The following is a 17,815-nucleotide window of genomic DNA, read 5'->3' as shown; positions in this document are numbered from 1 at the left end:
GGAGAACCCGCCCGGCGTCAGCGGCGCGCGGCCGCGGCCTGGTACAGCGCGATGCCCGCCGCGACGCTCACGTTGAGCGACTCGGTGTCCCGCGCGATCGGGATGCGGACGACGACGTCGCAGCGCTCCCGCACCAGCCGGGAGAGCCCCGCTCCCTCCGCGCCCACCACCAGCGCGACGGGGTCGGCGAAGCCGTCGAAGTCGTGCACGTCGACGTCGCCGTCCCCGGCCAGGCCGACGGTCATCAGCCCGGCGTCCTGGTAGCCGGCCAGCGCCCGCGCCAGGTTCACTGCGCGGGCGACCGGAAGCCGGGCCGCCGCGCCCGCGCTGGTGCGCCACGCCGAGGCGGTCATGCCGACGGCCCGCCGCTGCGGCACGACGACGCCGTGCGCGTCGAACGCGGCGGCCGAGCGGACGACGGCGCCCAGGTTGCGAGGGTCGGTGACGCCGTCCATCGCCACGACCAGCGGGGGCCGGCCCGAGTCGTGGGCCAGGTCCAGCAGGTCCTCGGGGTGGGCGTACTGGTAGGGCGGCACCTGGAGCCCGATCCCCTGGTGCAGCGCGCCTCCGGACATCCGGTCGAACTCGGCCTTGCCGACCTCCAGCAGCGGCAGGCCGCGGTCGTTGGCCAGGTGCAGCGCCTCGGTGATCCGCTCGTCGGTGGTCCCCCGGGTGTCGCCGGTGACCACGTAGAGGGCCGTCGCCGGGATCTGCGCGCGCAGCGCCTCCACGACCGGGTTGCGCCCGAGCAGCAGCTCCGGGGTCTCGTCGGCGCGCTGGCGGCTGCGGTCGCGCTCGGTCCGCCGCCGGGCATCGGCCTGCGCCCGCCGCTGCGCCGGGTGGCCCGGGCGCATCTCGGCCGGTGGCGTGGCGCCGCGTCCGGCGAGCGCCCGGCGGCCCTTGCCTCCGGTGCCGGCGCTCGCGCCCTTCTTGCCGGCGCCGCTGGTGCGGCCCCGTCGCTGGCTGTTGCCGGCCATCAGCGGCTCAGCTCCCATCGGGGTCCGTTCGGGGTGTCCTCGACCTGGACGCCGAGGGCGCCCAGCCGGTCGCGGATCGTGTCGGCCGCGGCGAAGTCCTTGCGGGCGCGGGCGGCCTGCCGCTGCTCCAGCGCCAGCGCGACGAGCCCGCCGGTCACCGCGCTCAGCCGGTCGTCGGTGCCGGCGGCCCAGCGCGGGTCGAGCGGGTCCAGGCCCAGCACGCCGAGCATGGCCCGCACCGAGCCCAGCGCCGCGGCCGCGCCGTCGTCGTCGCCCGCCGCCCGGGCGGAGTTGCCCTGCCGCACCGCCTCGTGGACGACGGCCACCGCGGCGGGCGTGCCGAGGTCGTCGTCGAGGGCGGCGACGAACTCGGGCGCGAGGTCGGGCTTCCCGGCGTCCGGTCCGAGCCGCTCGGCGGCGCGCTTCACGAACGACTCCAGCCGCCGGTAGGCGACGCCGGCCTCGTCCAGCGCGGCGTCGGTGAACTCCACCGTCGACCGGTAGTGCGGAGCGACCAGGTAGTAGCGCAGCTCCACCGGCCGCACCCGCTTGACCACCTCGTCGACCAGCGCGGTGTTGCCCAGCGACTTGCTCATCTTCTCGCCGCCGAGGGTCACCCAGCCGTTGTGCAGCCAGTAGCGCGCGAACCCGTCGCCTGCCGCCTGCGACTGCGCGCGCTCGTTCTCGTGGTGCGGGAAGCGCAGGTCCAGCCCGCCGCCGTGCACGTCGAACTCGGCGCCGAGGTAGCGCCCGGCCATGGCGGAGCACTCCAGGTGCCACCCGGGCCGGCCGCGGCCCCACGGGGTGGCCCACGACGCGGTCTCCGGCTCGCCGGCCTTGGCCGCCTTCCACAGCGCGAAGTCGCGGGGGTCGCGCTTGCGCTCGTCGCTGTCGGTGTCGGCCGCCGGCTCGAGGTTCTCCAGCCGCTGCCCGGTGAGCTCTCCGTAGCCGGCGAACGAGCGGACGTCGAAGTAGACGTCGCCGTCGGCCGTGTAGGCGTGCCCCCGCTCGATCAGGCGGTCCATCAGCGCGACCATGTCCGGCACGTGACCGGTGGCCCGGGGCTCGTAGGTGGGCGGCAGCACCCCGAGGACGTCGTAGGCACGGGTCACGGCCAGCTCGTTCGCGTACGCCCAGGCCCACCACGGGACGCCGGCGTCGACGGCCTTGGCCAGGATCTTGTCGTCGATGTCGGTGACGTTGCGGACGTAGGTCACCTCCAGCCCGCTCGCGGTCAGCCAGCGGCGCAGCACGTCGAAGGCGAGCGCGGACCGCACGTGGCCGACGTGCGGGGGGCCCTGCACGGTGAGCCCGCAGACGTACACGGAGGCCTGGCCGGCACGCAGGGGCGTGAAGTCGCGGACCGCGCGGGCGGCCGTGTCGTACAGGCGGAGGCTCACCGCCAGGAGTCTACGGAGGGCGGCGCTCAGCCCTGCTCGGCGTGCGCCGCGGCCGTCCGCACGACCAGCGCCGTCGCCATCGCCGCCCGGCCCTCGCCGCGGCCGGTGAGACCGAGGCCGTCGGTCGTGGTGGCGGTGACGCTGACCGGGGCGCCCAGGGCGGCCGACAGGACCGCCTCGGCCTCGGTCCGGCGCGGGCCGACCTTCGGAGTGGCGCCGACCAGCTGCACGGCGGCGTTGCCCACCTGCCAGCCGGCCGCGGTCAGCACCTCGCGGACGTGCTCGAGCACCGCCGCGCCGCGCGCCCCGGCCCAGCGCGGGTCGTCGGTGCCGAGCAGCCCGCCGATGTCGCCGAGCCCGGCGGCGGACAGGACCGCGTCGGTGAGCGCGTGCGCGACGACGTCGCCGTCGGAGTGGCCGGCGCAGCCGTCGACGCCCGGCCACTCCAGCCCGGCGAGCCAGCAGGGGCGCCCGGCCTCGATCGGGTGGACGTCCACCCCGATGCCGACCCTGGGCGGGCTCACCCGCGGACCTGCAGCTCCGCCAGCGCGAGGTCGTGCGCGACGGTCACCTTGGCCGACCGCTCGTCGCCGGCCACGGTCGTCACCGGGATCCCGGCGGCGCGGACCACGGCGGCGTCGTCGGTGAGCTCGGCGACGGCCGGGAGCCGGTCGTAGGCGTCGACGAGAGCGGAGCGGCCGAACCCCTGCGGCGTCTGGACCCGGCGCAGCGTCTCGCGGGCCAGCGTGCCGGTGAGGACGCCGTCGTCGCCCACGGTGACCGTGGTGTCGACGACCGGCAGGACCGGCACGACGGCGCCGGCGCCGTCGGCGAGCGCGGCGAGCACCCGGGCGACGACGTCGGGCGGGGTCAGCGGCCGGGCGGCATCGTGCACGAGGACGGCGTCGGGCGCGGGGCGGGCGGGATCGGTCACCGCGGCCAGCGCGGCCCGGACCGACGCCGTGCGGGTCGCGCCGCCCACGACGAGCCGCACGTCGGGCGGGAGCACCGAGCCGAAGGCGCCGAGCTCCGCCGCCGGGACCGCGACGACGACCTCGGCCACCCCGCCGTCGCGGAGGGTGTCGACCGCCCAGCAGACCAGCGGACGGCCGGCCAGCGGGACCAGTGCCTTGGGTCGTTCCGCCCCCAGACGCAGACCACTCCCGGCCGCTGCGACGATGCCGACAGCGTGCACGGGAGTGGTCTGGACGTGCGGGAGAGGTGCCGAGCCGGAACTCAGCTGGCGAGGACCTCGTCGAGGAGGACCTCGGCCTTGTCCTCGTTGGTGCCCTCGGCGAGCGCGAGCTCGCTGACGAGGATCTGGCGGGCCTTGGAGAGCATGCGCTTCTCGCCGGCGGAGAGACCCCGGTCCTTGTCGCGGCGCCACAGGTCGCGGACGACCTCGGCGACCTTGTTCACGTCACCGGACGCGAGCTTCTCGAGGTTCGCCTTGTAGCGGCGCGACCAGTTGGTCGGCTCCTCGGTGTGCGGGGCGCGCAGGACCTCGAAGACCCTGTTCAGCCCCTCCTGACCGACGACGTCACGGACGCCCACGATCTCTGCGTTGTCAGCCGGCACGCGCACGGTCAGATCGCCCTGGGCGACCTTGAGCACGAGGTAGGCCTTCTCTTCACCCTTGATGGTCCGCTTCTCGATCGCCTCGATGAGCGCGGCACCGTGGTGCGGGTAGACAACGGTCTCGCCGACAGTGAAGCCCATGTGTGTGTGACCCCTTTCGCTGTCCACAGGTTACCACGGCAGACTGACGAACGGTTCTGCCCGGATTCGTAAATCCGCAGGTCAGCGGCCACATGAAGTAGTCGGGAGGGGTTGACACCAGCGTGGTCGATGTGCCTGCACACCCCTCCCGCCCGGCCGCCACGGCCCGCGCGCTGGTGCTCGCGACGCACCCCGGACCGACGGTGGCGGTGACCGTCGTGGCGACCCTGCTGGCCGTCGCGGCGGGGACACCGGCGGACCGCGTGGCGCTGGTGGCCGCGGCCGTCCTCGCAGGTCAGGCATCGATCGGGTGGAGCAACGACTGGCTCGACGCCGACCGCGACCGGGCCGTCGCGCGCACCGACAAGCCGGTCGTCCAGGGCGCGGTCGCCCCCTCGCTGCTGCGGACGCTCGCCCTCGGCTCGGCGGCCGCGGCCGTCGTCCTGTCGCTCGTGCTCGGTGTCATCCCCGGCGTGCTGCTGCTCGTCCTGGTCGCCAGCGGCTGGGCATACAACGCAGGCCTGAAGCGCACCGCCGTGTCCGTCGTGCCGTACGTGACCGGGTTCGGGGCGCTGCCCGCCGGCGTGGTCGCCGCCGCCCCGGGTGCACCGGTCGCGCCCTGGTGGCTCGTGGCGGCCGGTGGCGCGCTGGGCGCCGCGGCACACTTCGCGAACGTCGCCCCCGACATCGAGGACGACCTCGCCACCGGCGTCCGCGGGCTGCCGCACCGACTGGGCGCCCGGGCGTCGGCCGTCACCGGGGCGGCGCTTCTCGGGTCGACCTCGCTCCTGCTCGTGCTCGGCCCCGCCGGCCCGCCGACGGCAGCCGGCTGGGCCGGGCTCGCGCTGGCCGTGCCGGCCGTCGCGGTCGCTGCCCTCGCCGGCACCGCCCGCTTCCGCCGGGCGGCGTTCCCGGCCGTGATGCTCCTGACCGTCCTGGACGTCGTGCTGCTGCTGGCGGGCGGGGCCGCGGTCACCTGAGCGCGGCCCCGCCCGGCGGGTCACTTCCGGCCGTTGCCGTTCCCGCCGCCGTTGCCGTTCCCGGGCCGGCTGTCCGAGACCGCCGGGGCCTCCGCGACCGGCTCCTCGGCCGCGGGCTCCTGCACGACCGGCGCCGGCACGGGCGCGGGGGCGGCCTCGCGGGCCTCGCGGCGCTGCTGGTTGCGCCGGTGCGCCTGGGCGCTGACGGTGCCGCCGTCGACCCAGCCCTCGCGGGCGCCCTCGCTCACCCAGTCGCCGTGCGACTGGCCCTCGTCGGGGCCCTCCTGCCAGGCCTGCTGCGGCGTCAGCTCGGGAGTCGGCGTCACCACCGGCTCGTCGGGCGTCCCGACGGGCGCCTCGGACGGCGTCTCGGAGGGCGTCCCGGACGGCGTCCCGGCGGTGCTGCCGCCCGGGACGTCGGTGTCCGTGCCGTCGCCGGCACCGGGGTCCGTGCTCGTGAGCGGGTCGGGGTCGACCGTCGGGTCGGGATCGACGTCCTCCTGCGTCACGGGGGACTCGACGACCGGGGTCGTCTGGTCCTGGGAGGTGACGACGCCGGCGGTCGTGGCGCCGGCGAGCGCGACGACGACGACACCGGTGCCGGCGGCGGCCTTGGCCAGTGCGCCGGCACCGATGATCTTGGCGACGAGGGTGGAGAGCAGCATGCGTGGCCTCTTCCGTGAGGTCCGGGCGGGGAGCCCGGCCGTCCCGCGGGACGGTTCCTGGTGGGTGGTGAGGAGACCGGTCGCCAGCAGTTCGGCCAGGGCCGCGTTCGGCCGCCCGGGGGCGGCGCCCTCGCCCCGCACCGCGTCGGTGAACGCGGCCAGGCCGGAGGCGCCGTCGGGTACGGGACGGCCGGCGAGGGCGGCCTCGAAGGCCACCTCCGCGGCGCGGGCGTCAGCTGGACCGGTCATCTCGTCCTCGTCATCGCCGCAGGGCCGGAAAAGGGTGCGCGCCGGCCGCCACCCCTTCGGGGGAACCGTTCTCGAGCGCCGTCCGCAGGCTCGCCAGCCCGCGGCGCTGCAGGGCCTTGACCGAGCCCACCGAGCGCCCCAGCACCTGCGCGACCTGCTCGACGGTCAGGTCGGCGAGGATCCGGAGGAGCAGCACCGCGCGCTGGTCGGCGGGCAGGAGACCGCACAGCCGGTGGACGTCGTCGGTGCCGAGCCGGACCAGTGCGTCGTCCTCGGTGTCGCCACCCGGTCGCGTGGTGAGCGACCCGTCGTCGTCGGTGACCTGTGGGCGGCGTCCCCGCCGCCGCCAGTCGTCGACCAGCCGGCGGTGCGCGATCGTGAAGACCCACGCGCGCAGCGCCTCCTCGTCGCCCCGGAACCCGCCGAGCCCGGTGAGGACGCCGATGAAGGTCTCGCTGGCCAGGTCGTCGGGCTCGGCCGAACCGTGCAGCCGCAGGTACCCGGTGACCGACGGGGCGAGGTCGCGGTAGAGCACCTCGAACGCCCAGGCGGCACCGGCCTGGGCCGCGGCCAGGACGTCGTCGAACGGCAGCCCCGTCCGCATCCGGTCTCCCCTCGCCGCGCTCCGCCGTCCCCTTGGCATCGGCAGGAGCGGGCCCGGACCGGACCGCGGTCACCCGGTCGGGGGTGGGTCCCGGCGTGGGCACGGTGTCCCCCGGCCTCCGGGCGGTCCCATCGGGCGGGCGTTAGGCTCCCCCCGACTCGGGCCATCGACGTGCGGTGGCCGCACGTCCCTGGAGGTCGACGGCTGTGAACCGCGCACTGCGCGCCGCCACTGTGGGTGTCCTGCTCGTGAGCCCCCTCGCGCTGGGCGCGTGCAGCGCCGGGCAGGTCTCCCAGACGGCGACCCAGAACCGGGACAAGGTCGGCGCCGAGGCCGCGATCGGCGACATCACCCTGCGCGCGATCACGCTCGAGTACCCCGACGAGGGTCGCTACGACCGGGGCGACGACGCCGCTCTGAACATGGCCGTCATCAACAGCGGCACCGAGGAGGACACGCTCGTCGGCATCGAGGGCGAGTTCTTCGACGGCGTGGTCGTCACCGGCCAGGCCACCCCCTCCCCCGCCGCGCCCGCCTCGCCGTCGGCGACGCCGCCCGGGACGGCACCGGTGCCGCCCACCACGCCGGCCACCCCCACCACCACGCCGGCCACCCCCACCACCGCGGCGGCCAGCTCGACGGTCGACATCCCGGTCCCGGCCCGGTCCACCGTCTTCCTGGGCGGCGCCGACGGGCCCACCGTGGAGCTGTCCGACCTCTCCGAGGTGCTGACCGCCGGCCAGACGGTCGAGCTCACCCTGACCTTCGAGCTGGCCGGCGAGGTCACCGTGTCGGCGATGGTCGCCAACCCCGACCGGGTGCTGCCGCGCGAGGAGGGCTTCGACTTCCACACGGAGGAGGAGTCCGAGGAGCAGGACACCGAGGTCGCCGGCGGGGGCAACCCCGAGTCCGGCGGCTGAGCGCGACGCCTCCCCCTGGGTTGCCCGGAACCGTCGTACCGGGCGGTTAGCGTCGCCGCGTGCCCCCCGCAGGAGTGAAGTCCGCCCGGCCCGCCCACCGCTGCACCGAGTGCGGCCACGCCTCGGCCAAGTGGGTGGGCCGCTGCCCGGAGTGCCAGGCCTGGGGCACCCTGCAGGAGGTCGGCGTGCCGGCGTCGCCGCTGCGGGCCGTGGCCGCCGGCCCGGTCAGCGCGCCGGCCGTCCCGATCGCCCAGGTCGAGCTCGGAGGCGCCCGCGCCGTGCCGACCGGCATCGAGGAGTTCGACCGCGTGCTCGGCGGCGGGCTGGTGCCGGGCGCCGTGCTGCTGGTCGCCGGTGAGCCGGGCGTGGGCAAGTCGACGCTGCTGCTCGAGGTCGCCCACCGGGTGGCGGCCGTGAACGGCCCGGCCCTGGTCGTCTCCGGCGAGGAGTCCGCCGCGCAGGTGCGGCTGCGGGCCGAGCGGATCGGCGCGCTGCACGAGCGCCTCTACCTGGCCGCCGAGACCGACCTGTCGGCCGTCCTCGCCCACGTCGAGCAGGTCGCCCCGTCGCTGCTGGTGCTCGACAGCGTGCAGACCGTCCGCTCCCCCGCCGTCGACGGCACCGACGGCGGCGCCACCCAGGTGCGGGCCGTCGCCAGCGCGCTGACCGGGGTGGCCAAGAGCCGCGGGATGACCACGATCCTGGTCGGGCACGTCACCAAGGACGGCGCCATCGCGGGGCCGCGCGCCCTCGAGCACCTCGTCGACGTCGTCGTCTCCTTCGACGGGGAGCGCCACTCCACGCTGCGACTGGTCCGGGCCACCAAGAACCGGTTCGGGCCTGCCGACGAGATCGGCTGCTTCGAGATCGGCGACCGCGGCGTCGTCGGCGTGCCCGACGCCTCGCACCTGTTCGTCTCCCGCCGCACCGCACCGGTCCCGGGCAGCTGCGTCACGGTCACCCTGGAGGGCAGCCGCCCGCTGCTGGCCGAGGTCCAGGCGCTCGTGGCCGGCACCGGAGGGGGCGGCTCGCCCCGGCGGGCGGTGAGCGGGCTGGACTCCCAGCGTGTGGCGATGGTCAACGCCGTCGTCGAGCGGCGCGGCGGGGTGCGGCTGGCCGACGCCGACGTCTTCGCCGCCTCGGTCGGCGGGGTGCGCATCGGCGAGCCGGCGGCCGACCTGGCGCTGGCCCTCGCGATCGCCTCGGCCGCCAAGGACATCCCGCTCCCGCAGGGGCTGGTCGCGCTCGGCGAGGTCGGGCTGTCCGGTGAGATCCGGCGGGTCGGCGGCACCGGGCGCCGGCTGTCCGAGGCGGCCCGCCAGGGCTACAAGGTCGCCCTCGTCCCCGAGGACTCCGGCAAGGCGCCCCGGGGCATGCGGTTGATCGAGGTCTCCGACCTCGGGGCCGCGTTCGCCCGGCTGTTCTGAGCGCGCCGCACCAGACCTGGGACGGTGAGCCGACTCACCGCCGCCCGCCACCAGGTTCGGCTCCACGTAGACTCAGCCGCCACGACACCGACCGTCAGGAGCACTCGTGCCCCCCGCTGTGGACCCCGAGATCGCGCTCCGCGATCTGCTCGGCCGCATCGCCCCGGGGACCGCACTGCGTGACGGTCTGGAACGCATCCTGGCCGGGCGGACCGGCGCCCTCATCGTGCTCGGCTACGACCGGGTGGTCGAGTCCATCTGCACCGGCGGCTTCGCCCTCGACGTCGCCCTCTCGGCGACCCGGCTGCGCGAGCTGGCCAAGATGGACGGCGCCGTCATCGTCTCCTACGACGGGACGCGGATCGTCCGCGCGGGCGTCCACCTGATGCCCGACCCGACCGTGCCGACCGAGGAGTCGGGCACCCGGCACCGCACCGCCGAGCGCGTCGCGATCCAGAGCGGCTTCCCGGTCATCTCGGTCAGCCAGTCGATGCACATCATCAGCGTCTACGTCGCCGGCCGCCGGTACACCCTCGAGCACCCGACGACCATCCTCGCCCGGGCCAACCAGGCCCTGGCGGCGCTGGAGCGGTACAAGCTGCGGCTCGACGAGGTGGCCAGCACCCTCTCGGCGCTGGAGATCGAGGACCTCGTCACGATCCGCGACGCGATGAGCGTCAGCCAGCGGCTGGAGATGGTCCGCCGGATCGCGGACGAGATCGAGGGCTTCGTCGTCGAGCTGGGCACCGACGGACGGCTGCTGGCACTCCAGCTCGACGAGATGCTGGCCGGCGTCGAGGAGGACCGCGGCCTCCTGGTCCGCGACTACCTGCCCGGCGGTGCCCGGCGCCCCCGCACGATCGAGCAGGTCCTCACCGACCTGCGCGCGCTGTCGGCCACCGAGCTGCTCGACCTCTCCGCGGTGTCCCGCTGCTACGGCCTGCCCACCTCGGCCGACGCGCTGGACTCGCCCGTGAGCCCCCGTGGCTACCGGCTGCTGGCCCGCGTGCCGCGGCTGCCCGCCGGCATCATCGAGCGCCTGGTCGACCACTTCGGGGGCCTGCAGAAGCTGCTCGCCGCCACCATCGAGGACCTCCTGGCCGTCGAGGGCGTCGGCGAGGCCCGGGCCCGGGGCATCCGGGAGGGCCTGTCCCGCCTGGCCGAGACCTCGATCCTCGACCGCTACAGCTGATCGGCCTCCTCCAGGGGCCTGGCCGCTTGCAGGGGCCTGGCCCCCTGCAGGGGCCCACCGCGAGCCTGCGAGCGGTGGGGGCAGGGGTCCTTCGTCAGACGACGGCGAACGGGGCGTCCGGGCTGACCTTGGTGTCCAGCCGCCCCCGGACGACGTACTGCCCCGGGGCCAGCGGCTCGCGGTCGGCGGTGCAGGACGGCTCGCTGATGAGCCCGCCCCAGACCAGCGGGAAGGCGACCGACTCCCCCGGGGCGAGGGTGCGGGTGTCGCTGCTCGCCTCCGGGAAGCAGTCGTTGCTGCCCCACAGCCGGGTGCCGGCGCCGTCGAGCAGGAGGATCTCCTGCAGGCCCTTGTCCAGGGTCCGCACGCACGGCACCGCCGAGACGTTCGTGACCACCAGCTCGAAGGTCGGCTTGCCGCCCACCGGCGCACTGCCGGGCGTCCGCACCTCCAGGCCGATCAGGTCGTCGCCGCACGGACCGCCCGGGACAGGGCCGGCCGGCTCGGGGGCGGGAGCGGCCGGCTCCGGGGTGACGGGCAGCGTCGGCGTCTGGACGCTGGCCAGCGACGGGACCACCTGCTCGAGCGCCGGCGGCTCGGCCGGTTCGGTCGGCTCGGCCGACGCCGCGGCCGCCGTCGAGCCCGCGGTGCTCCCGGTCGACGCGGCCACCACCAGCCAGGTGCCACCGCCCAGGACGGCCACGACCAGGGCCAGCACCAGGACGCGCCGCCGCCAGTAGACGCCCGCGGGCAGGGGGCCGACCGGGTGCAACACGCCGAGAACGGTAGTGCGCCGCGGACGGCCGACCTGCGGCGGCACGCCGTCCCCGGTGGACGGCACACTGGGTCCCCGTGAACAGCTCCGCCCGCCCAGCCCCGGCCCCGAGGGACGACGTCGGCGAGGTCCTCGTCGACTGGTTCACCACCGCCGCCCGCGACCTGCCGTGGCGCCGTCCGGAGGTGGACCCGTGGGCGGTGCTCGTCAGCGAGGTGATGCTGCAGCAGACCCCGGTGGCCCGCGTCGAGCCGGTGTGGCGGGCCTGGATGGACCGCTGGCCCACGCCGGCCGCGCTGGCGGCGGCCTCACCCGCCGAGGTCATCCGGGCGTGGGGCAAGCTCGGCTACCCGCGGCGGGCACTGCGGCTGCGCGAGGCCGCCGTCGCGCTCACCGAGCGGCACGGCGGTGCGGTGCCGGCCGACGTCGCGACCCTGGAGGCGCTGCCCGGCATCGGCACGTACACCGCCCGGGCCGTCGCGTGCTTCGGCCACGGGCAGCCGCAGCCGGTCGTCGACACCAACGTGCGGCGGGTGGTGGCGCGGCTGGTGCACGGCCGGGCCGAGGCGGGCACCGCGCGGGCCGCCGACCTGACCGACGTCGCCGCGCTGGCCCCGGCCGATCCGGCCCGGGCGGTGCGGTTCTCGGTGGCGGTCATGGAACTGGGCGCGCTGGTCTGCGTGGCCCGGACGCCGCGCTGCGCGGTCTGCCCGGTGCGGGAGGACTGCGCGTGGCGGCTGGCCGGCGCACCGGCGTCCGTCGGTGCGCCGCGCAGGGTGCAGAAGTTCGCCGGGACCGACCGGCAGGTGCGGGGGCGGCTGCTCGACGTCCTGCGGGCCGCTTCCGGCCCGGTGACGGCTCCCGAGCTGGACGACGCCTGGGACGACGCGGCCCAGCGGTCCCGGTGCCTGGACTCGCTGCTGGTCGACGGCCTGGTCGAGCAGACCCCCGACGGCCGGTTCCGCCTCCCCCACTGACCGCCTCGGCACGAGGCAGAGGAAGCAACACCCACGTCAGGGACCCCTCGACGCGGGTAGAGCTTCCTATGCCTCGTGAGCCTGTTCCTCGGGTGCCCCGGGCGGGTGCGGGCACGACGAAGGGGCCGCCCCCGCTCGCGATGAGCGGGGACGGCCCTTGTGCGGCCCCGTCCTCGGGACGGAGCCCTCGTTCAGTCGGCGGACGTCCCGGTCGCCGGCGGCTCCTCGTCGCCCACCGACAGCGCGACCGGCGGGGTGTCGGGGAGGTCGATCGGCTTGGTCTCGCCGCGGAAGGTGAACTTCTGCGCCGCGCCCTCCGCCTCGTCGACGTCCACCACGATGATCTGACCCGCGGTCAGCTCGCCGTAGAGGATCTTCTCCGACAGCGCGTCCTCGATCTCGCGCTGGATGGTGCGGCGCAGCGGCCGCGCACCCAGCACCGGGTCGAACCCGCGGGTGGCCAGCAGCTTCTTGGCCTCGGTGGTCACCTCGAGGGACATGTCCTTGTTCGCCAGCTGGCCCTCCACGCGGGCGAGCATGAGGTCGACGATCTGGATGATCTCGGCCTCGGTCAGCTGGTGGAACACCACGATGTCGTCGATGCGGTTGAGGAACTCAGGCCGGAAGTGCTGCTTGAGCTCGTCGTTCACCCGCGCCTTCATGCGCTCGTAGTTGGACTGGGTGTCGTTCCCGGCCTGGAAGCCGAGGCCGACCGCCTTGGAGATGTCCCGCGTCCCGAGGTTGGTCGTGAGGATCAGGATCGTGTTCTTGAAGTCCACGATCCGGCCCTGACCGTCGGTGAGCCGGCCGTCCTCGAGCACCTGCAGGAGCGTGTTGAACACGTCCGCGTGCGCCTTCTCGATCTCGTCGAAGAGGACCACCGAGAACGGCTTGCGCCGCACCTTCTCGGTCAGCTGGCCGCCCTCGTCGTAGCCGACGTAGCCGGGAGGGGCACCGACCAGCCGCGACACGGTGAACCGGTCGTGGAACTCGCCCATGTCGATCTGGATGAGCGCGTCGTCCTCACCGAAGAGGAAGCTCGCCAGCGCCTTCGCCAGCTCGGTCTTACCGACACCCGAGGGGCCGGCGAAGATGAACGAGCCACCGGGACGGCGCGGGTCCTTGAGACCCGCCCGCGTCCGCCGGATCGCCTGGCTGACGCTCTTGATGGCCTCTTCCTGGCCGATGATCCGCTTGTGGAGCTCGTCCTCCATGCGCAGGAGGCGGGTGGTCTCCTCCTCCGTCAGCTTGAAGACGGGGATGCCGGTCCAGTTGGCCAGCACCTCGGCGATCTGCTCGTCGTCGACCTCGGCGACGACGTCCATGTCGCCGGCCTTCCACTGCTTCTCGCGCTCGCTCTTCTCGGCGAGGAGGGTCTTCTCCTTGTCGCGCAGCGACGCGGCCTTCTCGAAGTCCTGCGCGTCGATCGCCGACTCCTTCTCGCGGCGGATGGCCGCGATCCGGTCGTCGAACTCGCGCAGGTCCGGCGGGGCGGTCATCCGCTTGATCCGCATGCGGGCGCCGGCCTCGTCGATCAGGTCGATCGCCTTGTCCGGCAGGAAGCGGTCGGAGATGTAGCGGTCGGCCAGCGTCGCGGCGGCCACGAGGGCGCCGTCGGTGATGCTGATCCGGTGGTGCGCCTCGTAGCGGTCGCGCAGGCCCTTGAGGATCTCGATCGTGTGGGTGAGCGTCGGCTCCCCCACCTGGATCGGCTGGAAGCGGCGCTCGAGCGCGGCGTCCTTCTCCAGGTGCTTGCGGTACTCGTCGAGCGTGGTGGCACCGATGGTCTGCAGCTCACCGCGGGCCAGCATCGGCTTGAGGATGCTGGCGGCGTCGATCGCGCCCTCGGCGGCACCCGCCCCGACGAGGGTGTGGATCTCGTCGATGAACAGGATGATGTCGCCGCGGGTGCGGATCTCCTTGAGGACCTTCTTCAGCCGCTCCTCGAAGTCACCGCGGTAGCGGGAACCGGCGACGAGCGCGCCGAGGTCCAGCGTGTAGAGCTGCTTGTCCTTCAGCGTCTCGGGGACCTCGCCCTTGACGATCGCCTGGGCCAGGCCCTCGACGACGGCGGTCTTGCCGACGCCGGGCTCGCCGATGAGGACGGGGTTGTTCTTGGTCCGCCGCGACAGGACCTGCATGACCCGCTCGATCTCCTTGGCCCGCCCGATGACCGGGTCGAGCTTGGAGTCGCGCGCGGCCTGGGTCAGGTTGCGGCCGAACTGGTCGAGCACCAGCGAGGTCGACGGCGTGCCCTCGGCGGGGCCACCGGCGGCGGCCGGCTCCTTGCCCTGGTAGCCGGACAGCAGCTGGATGACCTGCTGGCGGACCCGGTTGAGGTCGGCGCCCAGCTTCACGAGGACCTGGGCGGCGACGCCCTCACCCTCGCGGATCAGGCCGAGCAGGATGTGCTCGGTGCCGATGTAGTTGTGGCCGAGCTGCAGCGCCTCGCGCAGCGACAGCTCGAGCACCTTCTTGGCCCGCGGGGTGAAGGGGATGTGCCCGGACGGGGCCTGCTGGCCCTGGCCGATGATCTCCTCCACCTGCTGCCGGACACCCTCCAGCGAGATGCCCAGGGACTCGAGAGCCTTGGCGGCGACACCCTCACCCTCGTGGATCAGGCCCAGGAGGATGTGCTCGGTGCCGATGTAGTTGTGGTTGAGCATCCGGGCCTCTTCCTGGGCCAGGACGACCACGCGGCGGGCTCGGTCGGTGAACCGTTCGAACATCTGCTGCTTCTCCTCTGACCGGCTGGTCCGGCACTGCCCTCCCCGTGGTGGAGAGGAGCACCCGACGTCCGTCGGCGCACGGGGCACCGGTCTTTCCACTGTAGTCGCGGACTCCGACCCTCCGTCGGCGCGAGACCGTGCGGTGGAGCAGGAGCTGCCCGGTCCAACCGATCGTGACCGAACGGTGTTCCGGCGCGGTTACGCCGTGAGCGGACGGAGTGGCGAGTGACTCGTGTGACCGGAGGTGCGCCCGCGCCGCCCCGTGGGACGACGACGGCCCGGCACCTCAGTGAGGTACCGGGCCGCCAGGCCCCGTCCGGGCGCTCACCCTGAGCCAGCGAAGGGGTGAGCCCCCGGACGGGGTCCTTCTTCAGTGCGCGGCCTCGTAGGCCTCGACGACGCTGGCCGGGATGCGCCCGCGGTCGCTCACCGCGTGACCGTTCTTCCGGGCCCAGTCGCGGATCGCGCCGGCCTGCTCGCGGTCCATCCGGCCACCACCGGTGGCGCGGGAGCGCCCGCCGCCGGAGGCCCGCCCGCCGCCGGCGCGGCCGACCTTCCGAGCCGCCTGCACGTAACGAGAGAATGCGTTCCGCATCTCCTCGGCGTTGTTCTCCGAGAGGTCGATCTCGTAGTTCGTACCGTCGAGCGAGAAACTCACCGTCTCGTCGGCCGGAACGTTCTCGTCGAGGTCGTCACTGAGGATCACCTGGACCTTGCGAGCCATTCCTGTTCCCACTCCTCACCGCGCCCCGGATTCCGGGGCGGTTAGTCAGTCACCGCAGAAGGCGAGTTCCTCTGCCACTCGCGACCATAGTGCATTCGGCGCGATTTTCGGAACACCACACCTAATGGGGTGAAACGGGTCGGGTCGGTTCAGGAGGGAGAAAGCGGGCGGACGAGCGGGAAGAGGATGGTCTCGCGGATCCCCAATCCGGTGAGCGTCATCATGAGCCGGTCCATGCCCATGCCCATCCCGCCGGTCGGCGGCATTCCGTACTCGAGTGCCTCGAGGAAGTCCTCGTCGAAGGCCATGGCCTCGGGGTCACCGGCGGCGGCGAGCGCGGCCTGCGCGGTGAAGCGCTCCCGCTGCGCGACCGGGTCGACGAGTTCCGAGTAGGCCGTGGCGCGCTCGACGCCGGCGATGTACAGGTCCCACTTCTCGGCCAGCCCCGGCGTCGACCGGTGCGCCCGGGTCAGCGGCGAGGTGTCCAGCGGGTAGTCGATCACGAACGTGGGCGACTGGAGGGAGTCCTGGACCAGCGCCTCGAACAGCTCCTCGACCACCTTGCCGGCGATCCAGGCGGGGTCCACGCCGATCTCGTGCCGCCCGGCGATCTCCCGCAGCCGCTCGACGGGCGTCTCCGGCGTCACCGCCTCGCCGACGGCGTCCGACACCGCCGTGTAGAGCGGGATCTGCGGCCACTCCCCCGACAGGTCGATCTCGGTGCCGTCGTTGTGCCGGGCCACGTGGTCCCCGAACAGCGCCGCACAGCATTCCTGGGTGAGCTCGCGGGTGAGGGTCGCCATCACCTGGTAGTCGGCGTAGGCCTGATAGGTCTCCAGCATCGCGAACTCCGGCGAGTGGGTGCTGTCGGCGCCCTCGTTGCGGAAGTTGCGGTTGATCTCGAAGACCCGGTCCAGCCCGCCGACGATGCAGCGCTTGAGGAACAGCTCCGGGGCGATCCGCATGTACAGGTCGAGGTCGAAGGCGTTCATGTGCGTGCGGAACGGTCGCGCGGCGGCACCCCCGTGCACCGTCTGCAGCATCGGCGTCTCCACCTCGAGGAAGCCGCGGGAGGCCAGCCCGGTGCGCAGCGTCGACATGACGGCGGCCCGCTGGCGCACCGTGCGGCGGGCCTCGTCGCGGACGATGAGGTCGACGTACCGGCGGCGGACCCGGAGCTCCTCGCTCATCGGCTTGTGCGCGACCGGCAGCGGGCGCAGTGCCTTGGCGGTCAGCTGCCAGGAGTCGGCGAACACCGACAGCTCCCCGCGCCGCGACGTCCCGACCTCGCCGGTGACCAGCACGTGGTCGCCGAGGTCGACGTCGGACTTCCAGGCGGCGAGGGACTCCTCGCCCACCCGGTCGCGGGAGAGCATGACCTGCAGCTCGGCCTCCCCCTCGCGGAGGGTGGCGAAGCAGAGCTTGCCGGTGTTGCGGCTGAACAGCACCCGCCCGGTGACCCCCACCTGCACGCCGGTCATGGTGTCCGGGGGCAGGTCCGGGTGCTCGGCGCGGACGTCGGCCAGCGTGGCGGTGCGGGCGACGGTGACCGGGTAGGGGTCGACCCCCGCCGCGCGGAGCCGGTCGAGCTTGGCCCGCCGCACCCGGAGCTGTTCGGGGAGTTCGTCGACGTCGTCAGCCACGGGTGCCTCACTCACGGACACCGAGCCTACGGGGAGGCCGGACGGCGTCCCGCGGCCTGCTGCCGGTCGAAGGCCAGCCGCAGCCCGTGCACCGTGAGGTCCGGCTCGCGCTCCCCGATCGTCCGGCAGCTGTCGGCGACCAGCGGCGCCAGGCCCCCGGTGGCGACGACGACGGGCGCCGCCCCGAACTGGGCGACCAGCTCGGCGGCGATCCGCCCCACCAGCCCGTCGACCAGGCCGGCGAAGCCCAGCACCAGGCCGGACTGCAGCGCCGCGACGGTGTTCTTGCCGATCGCCTGCGTCGGCACGGTGAGCTCCACCGAGCGCAGCTGCGCCGCCCGGCTGGCCAGCGCCTCGAGGCTGACCTCCACGCCCGGGGCGAGCGCCCCGCCGAGGAACTGCCCGGCCGGGCCGACGGCGTCGACGTTGGTGGAGGTGCCGAAGTCCACGACCACGACCGGTCGCGCCCCACCGTCGGGCGCGCGGCCGAACAGCTCGTGCGCGGCCAGCGCGGTGACCACCCGGTCGGCGCCGACCTCGCGGGGGTTGTCCACGTGCAGCGGGACGCCGGTGCGCACGCCCGGTCCGATGAGCACGACCGGCACCTCGAGGGAGTCCAGCAGCTGGCGCAGCGCGGGCAGCAGCGCGGGGACCGTGGAGCAGGCACAGACCCCGGTGACGACGGTGTCCTGGAGCAGCCCGCGCCACAGCAGCCGCAGCTCGTCGGCGGTGGCCCGGGGGGAGGTGGTGACCCGCCAGCACCCCACGCGCCGGTCGCCGTCGAAGGTGGCGAGGACGGTCTGGCTGTTGCCGACGTCGACGGTGAGCAGCACG

Annotated in this window: 17 protein-coding genes; 5 read left to right on the top strand and 12 right to left on the bottom strand. The window is 74.4% G+C overall.

Annotated features, from left to right (window positions below; translation table 11 throughout):
- Positions 1–17: 17 nt before the first annotated feature.
- Genes rlmB through MY520_RS01340 form a run of 5 tightly spaced genes read right to left on the bottom strand, consistent with a single transcriptional unit; the run spans position 18 to position 4,096 of the window.
- Positions 18–995, bottom strand: coding sequence for a 23S rRNA (guanosine(2251)-2'-O)-methyltransferase RlmB (rlmB, locus tag MY520_RS01360; protein ID WP_436689316.1), 978 nt, complete (start codon positions 993–995; stop codon positions 18–20).
- Positions 977–2,377, bottom strand: coding sequence for a cysteine--tRNA ligase (gene cysS, locus MY520_RS01355; RefSeq protein WP_436689314.1), 1,401 nt, complete (start codon positions 2,375–2,377; stop codon positions 977–979). Before cysS ends, rlmB begins: the two co-directional genes overlap by 19 nt.
- A gap of 26 nt (positions 2,378–2,403) precedes the next feature.
- Positions 2,404–2,901, bottom strand: coding sequence for a 2-C-methyl-D-erythritol 2,4-cyclodiphosphate synthase (ispF, locus tag MY520_RS01350; protein ID WP_436689313.1), 498 nt, complete (start codon positions 2,899–2,901; stop codon positions 2,404–2,406).
- On the bottom strand, positions 2,898–3,572 hold the full coding sequence (gene ispD / locus MY520_RS01345) for a 2-C-methyl-D-erythritol 4-phosphate cytidylyltransferase (protein WP_436689311.1): 675 nt from the start codon (positions 3,570–3,572) through the stop codon (positions 2,898–2,900). Before ispD ends, ispF begins: the two co-directional genes overlap by 4 nt.
- A 41-nt stretch (positions 3,573–3,613) precedes the next feature.
- A complete protein-coding gene (locus tag MY520_RS01340) occupies positions 3,614–4,096 on the bottom strand; it encodes a CarD family transcriptional regulator (RefSeq protein WP_091929357.1) in 483 nt (160 codons plus the stop codon).
- A gap of 131 nt (positions 4,097–4,227) precedes the next feature.
- Here MY520_RS01340 and MY520_RS01335 point away from each other — a divergent pair, with 131 nt between their 5' ends.
- On the top strand, positions 4,228–5,076 hold the full coding sequence (locus tag MY520_RS01335) for a UbiA family prenyltransferase (RefSeq protein WP_436689309.1): 849 nt from the start codon (positions 4,228–4,230) through the stop codon (positions 5,074–5,076).
- Between the two features lie 20 nt (positions 5,077–5,096).
- On the opposite strand, the gene MY520_RS01330 is transcribed toward MY520_RS01335, so the two are convergent.
- Entirely contained in the window at positions 5,097–5,990 is an 894-nt protein-coding gene (locus MY520_RS01330; protein ID WP_436689307.1) for a hypothetical protein, read from the bottom strand.
- A 10-nt stretch (positions 5,991–6,000) separates the two neighbouring features.
- Positions 6,001–6,594 (bottom strand): RNA polymerase sigma factor, encoded by a 594-nt coding sequence (locus MY520_RS01325; RefSeq protein ID WP_436689305.1) that lies wholly within the window; start codon positions 6,592–6,594, stop codon positions 6,001–6,003.
- Positions 6,595–6,800: 206 nt separating this feature from the next.
- On the opposite strand from MY520_RS01325, the gene MY520_RS01320 reads away from it, so the two are divergent.
- From MY520_RS01320 to disA, 3 genes are all read left to right on the top strand, one after another.
- Positions 6,801–7,514, top strand: coding sequence for a hypothetical protein (locus tag MY520_RS01320; RefSeq protein WP_436689303.1), 714 nt, complete (start codon positions 6,801–6,803; stop codon positions 7,512–7,514).
- A gap of 59 nt (positions 7,515–7,573) precedes the next feature.
- Complete coding sequence (gene radA, locus MY520_RS01315; protein WP_436689302.1) at positions 7,574–8,941, top strand: DNA repair protein RadA; 1,368 nt, start codon at positions 7,574–7,576, stop codon at positions 8,939–8,941.
- 106 nt (positions 8,942–9,047) lie between these two features.
- Positions 9,048–10,133, top strand: a complete 1,086-nt coding sequence (gene disA, locus MY520_RS01310) for a DNA integrity scanning diadenylate cyclase DisA (protein WP_436689300.1) — start codon at positions 9,048–9,050, stop codon at positions 10,131–10,133.
- Positions 10,134–10,227: 94 nt separating this feature from the next.
- On the opposite strand, the gene MY520_RS01305 is transcribed toward disA, so the two are convergent.
- Positions 10,228–10,908, bottom strand: coding sequence for a MucR family transcriptional regulator (locus tag MY520_RS01305; RefSeq protein WP_436689298.1), 681 nt, complete (start codon positions 10,906–10,908; stop codon positions 10,228–10,230).
- A 77-nt stretch (positions 10,909–10,985) separates the two neighbouring features.
- Here MY520_RS01305 and MY520_RS01300 point away from each other — a divergent pair, with 77 nt between their 5' ends.
- On the top strand, positions 10,986–11,885 hold the full coding sequence (locus MY520_RS01300) for an A/G-specific adenine glycosylase (protein ID WP_436689296.1): 900 nt from the start codon (positions 10,986–10,988) through the stop codon (positions 11,883–11,885).
- Between the two features lie 191 nt (positions 11,886–12,076).
- On the opposite strand, the gene MY520_RS01295 is transcribed toward MY520_RS01300, so the two are convergent.
- The 4 genes from MY520_RS01295 to MY520_RS01280 form a co-directional block, all read right to left on the bottom strand.
- Entirely contained in the window at positions 12,077–14,614 is a 2,538-nt protein-coding gene (locus tag MY520_RS01295; RefSeq protein ID WP_436689294.1) for an ATP-dependent Clp protease ATP-binding subunit, read from the bottom strand.
- 370 nt (positions 14,615–14,984) lie between these two features.
- Positions 14,985–15,338 (bottom strand): histone-like nucleoid-structuring protein Lsr2, encoded by a 354-nt coding sequence (locus tag MY520_RS01290; RefSeq protein WP_436689292.1) that lies wholly within the window; start codon positions 15,336–15,338, stop codon positions 14,985–14,987.
- Between the two features lie 149 nt (positions 15,339–15,487).
- Complete coding sequence (gene lysS, locus MY520_RS01285) at positions 15,488–16,996, bottom strand: lysine--tRNA ligase (protein WP_436689290.1); 1,509 nt, start codon at positions 16,994–16,996, stop codon at positions 15,488–15,490.
- An 11-nt stretch (positions 16,997–17,007) separates the two neighbouring features.
- Positions 17,008–17,814, bottom strand: a complete 807-nt coding sequence (locus MY520_RS01280) for a type III pantothenate kinase (RefSeq protein ID WP_436689288.1) — start codon at positions 17,812–17,814, stop codon at positions 17,008–17,010.
- Between the last annotated feature and the right edge of the window lies 1 nt (position 17,815).

The organism is Geodermatophilus sp. CPCC 205506 (assembly GCF_051383635.1).
In the GTDB taxonomy this organism is placed as follows: Bacteria; Actinomycetota; Actinomycetes; order Mycobacteriales; family Geodermatophilaceae; genus Geodermatophilus.
The sequence above is the reverse complement of the archived record's forward strand: the minus strand, read 5'-3'. Positions and strand labels throughout refer to the sequence as shown.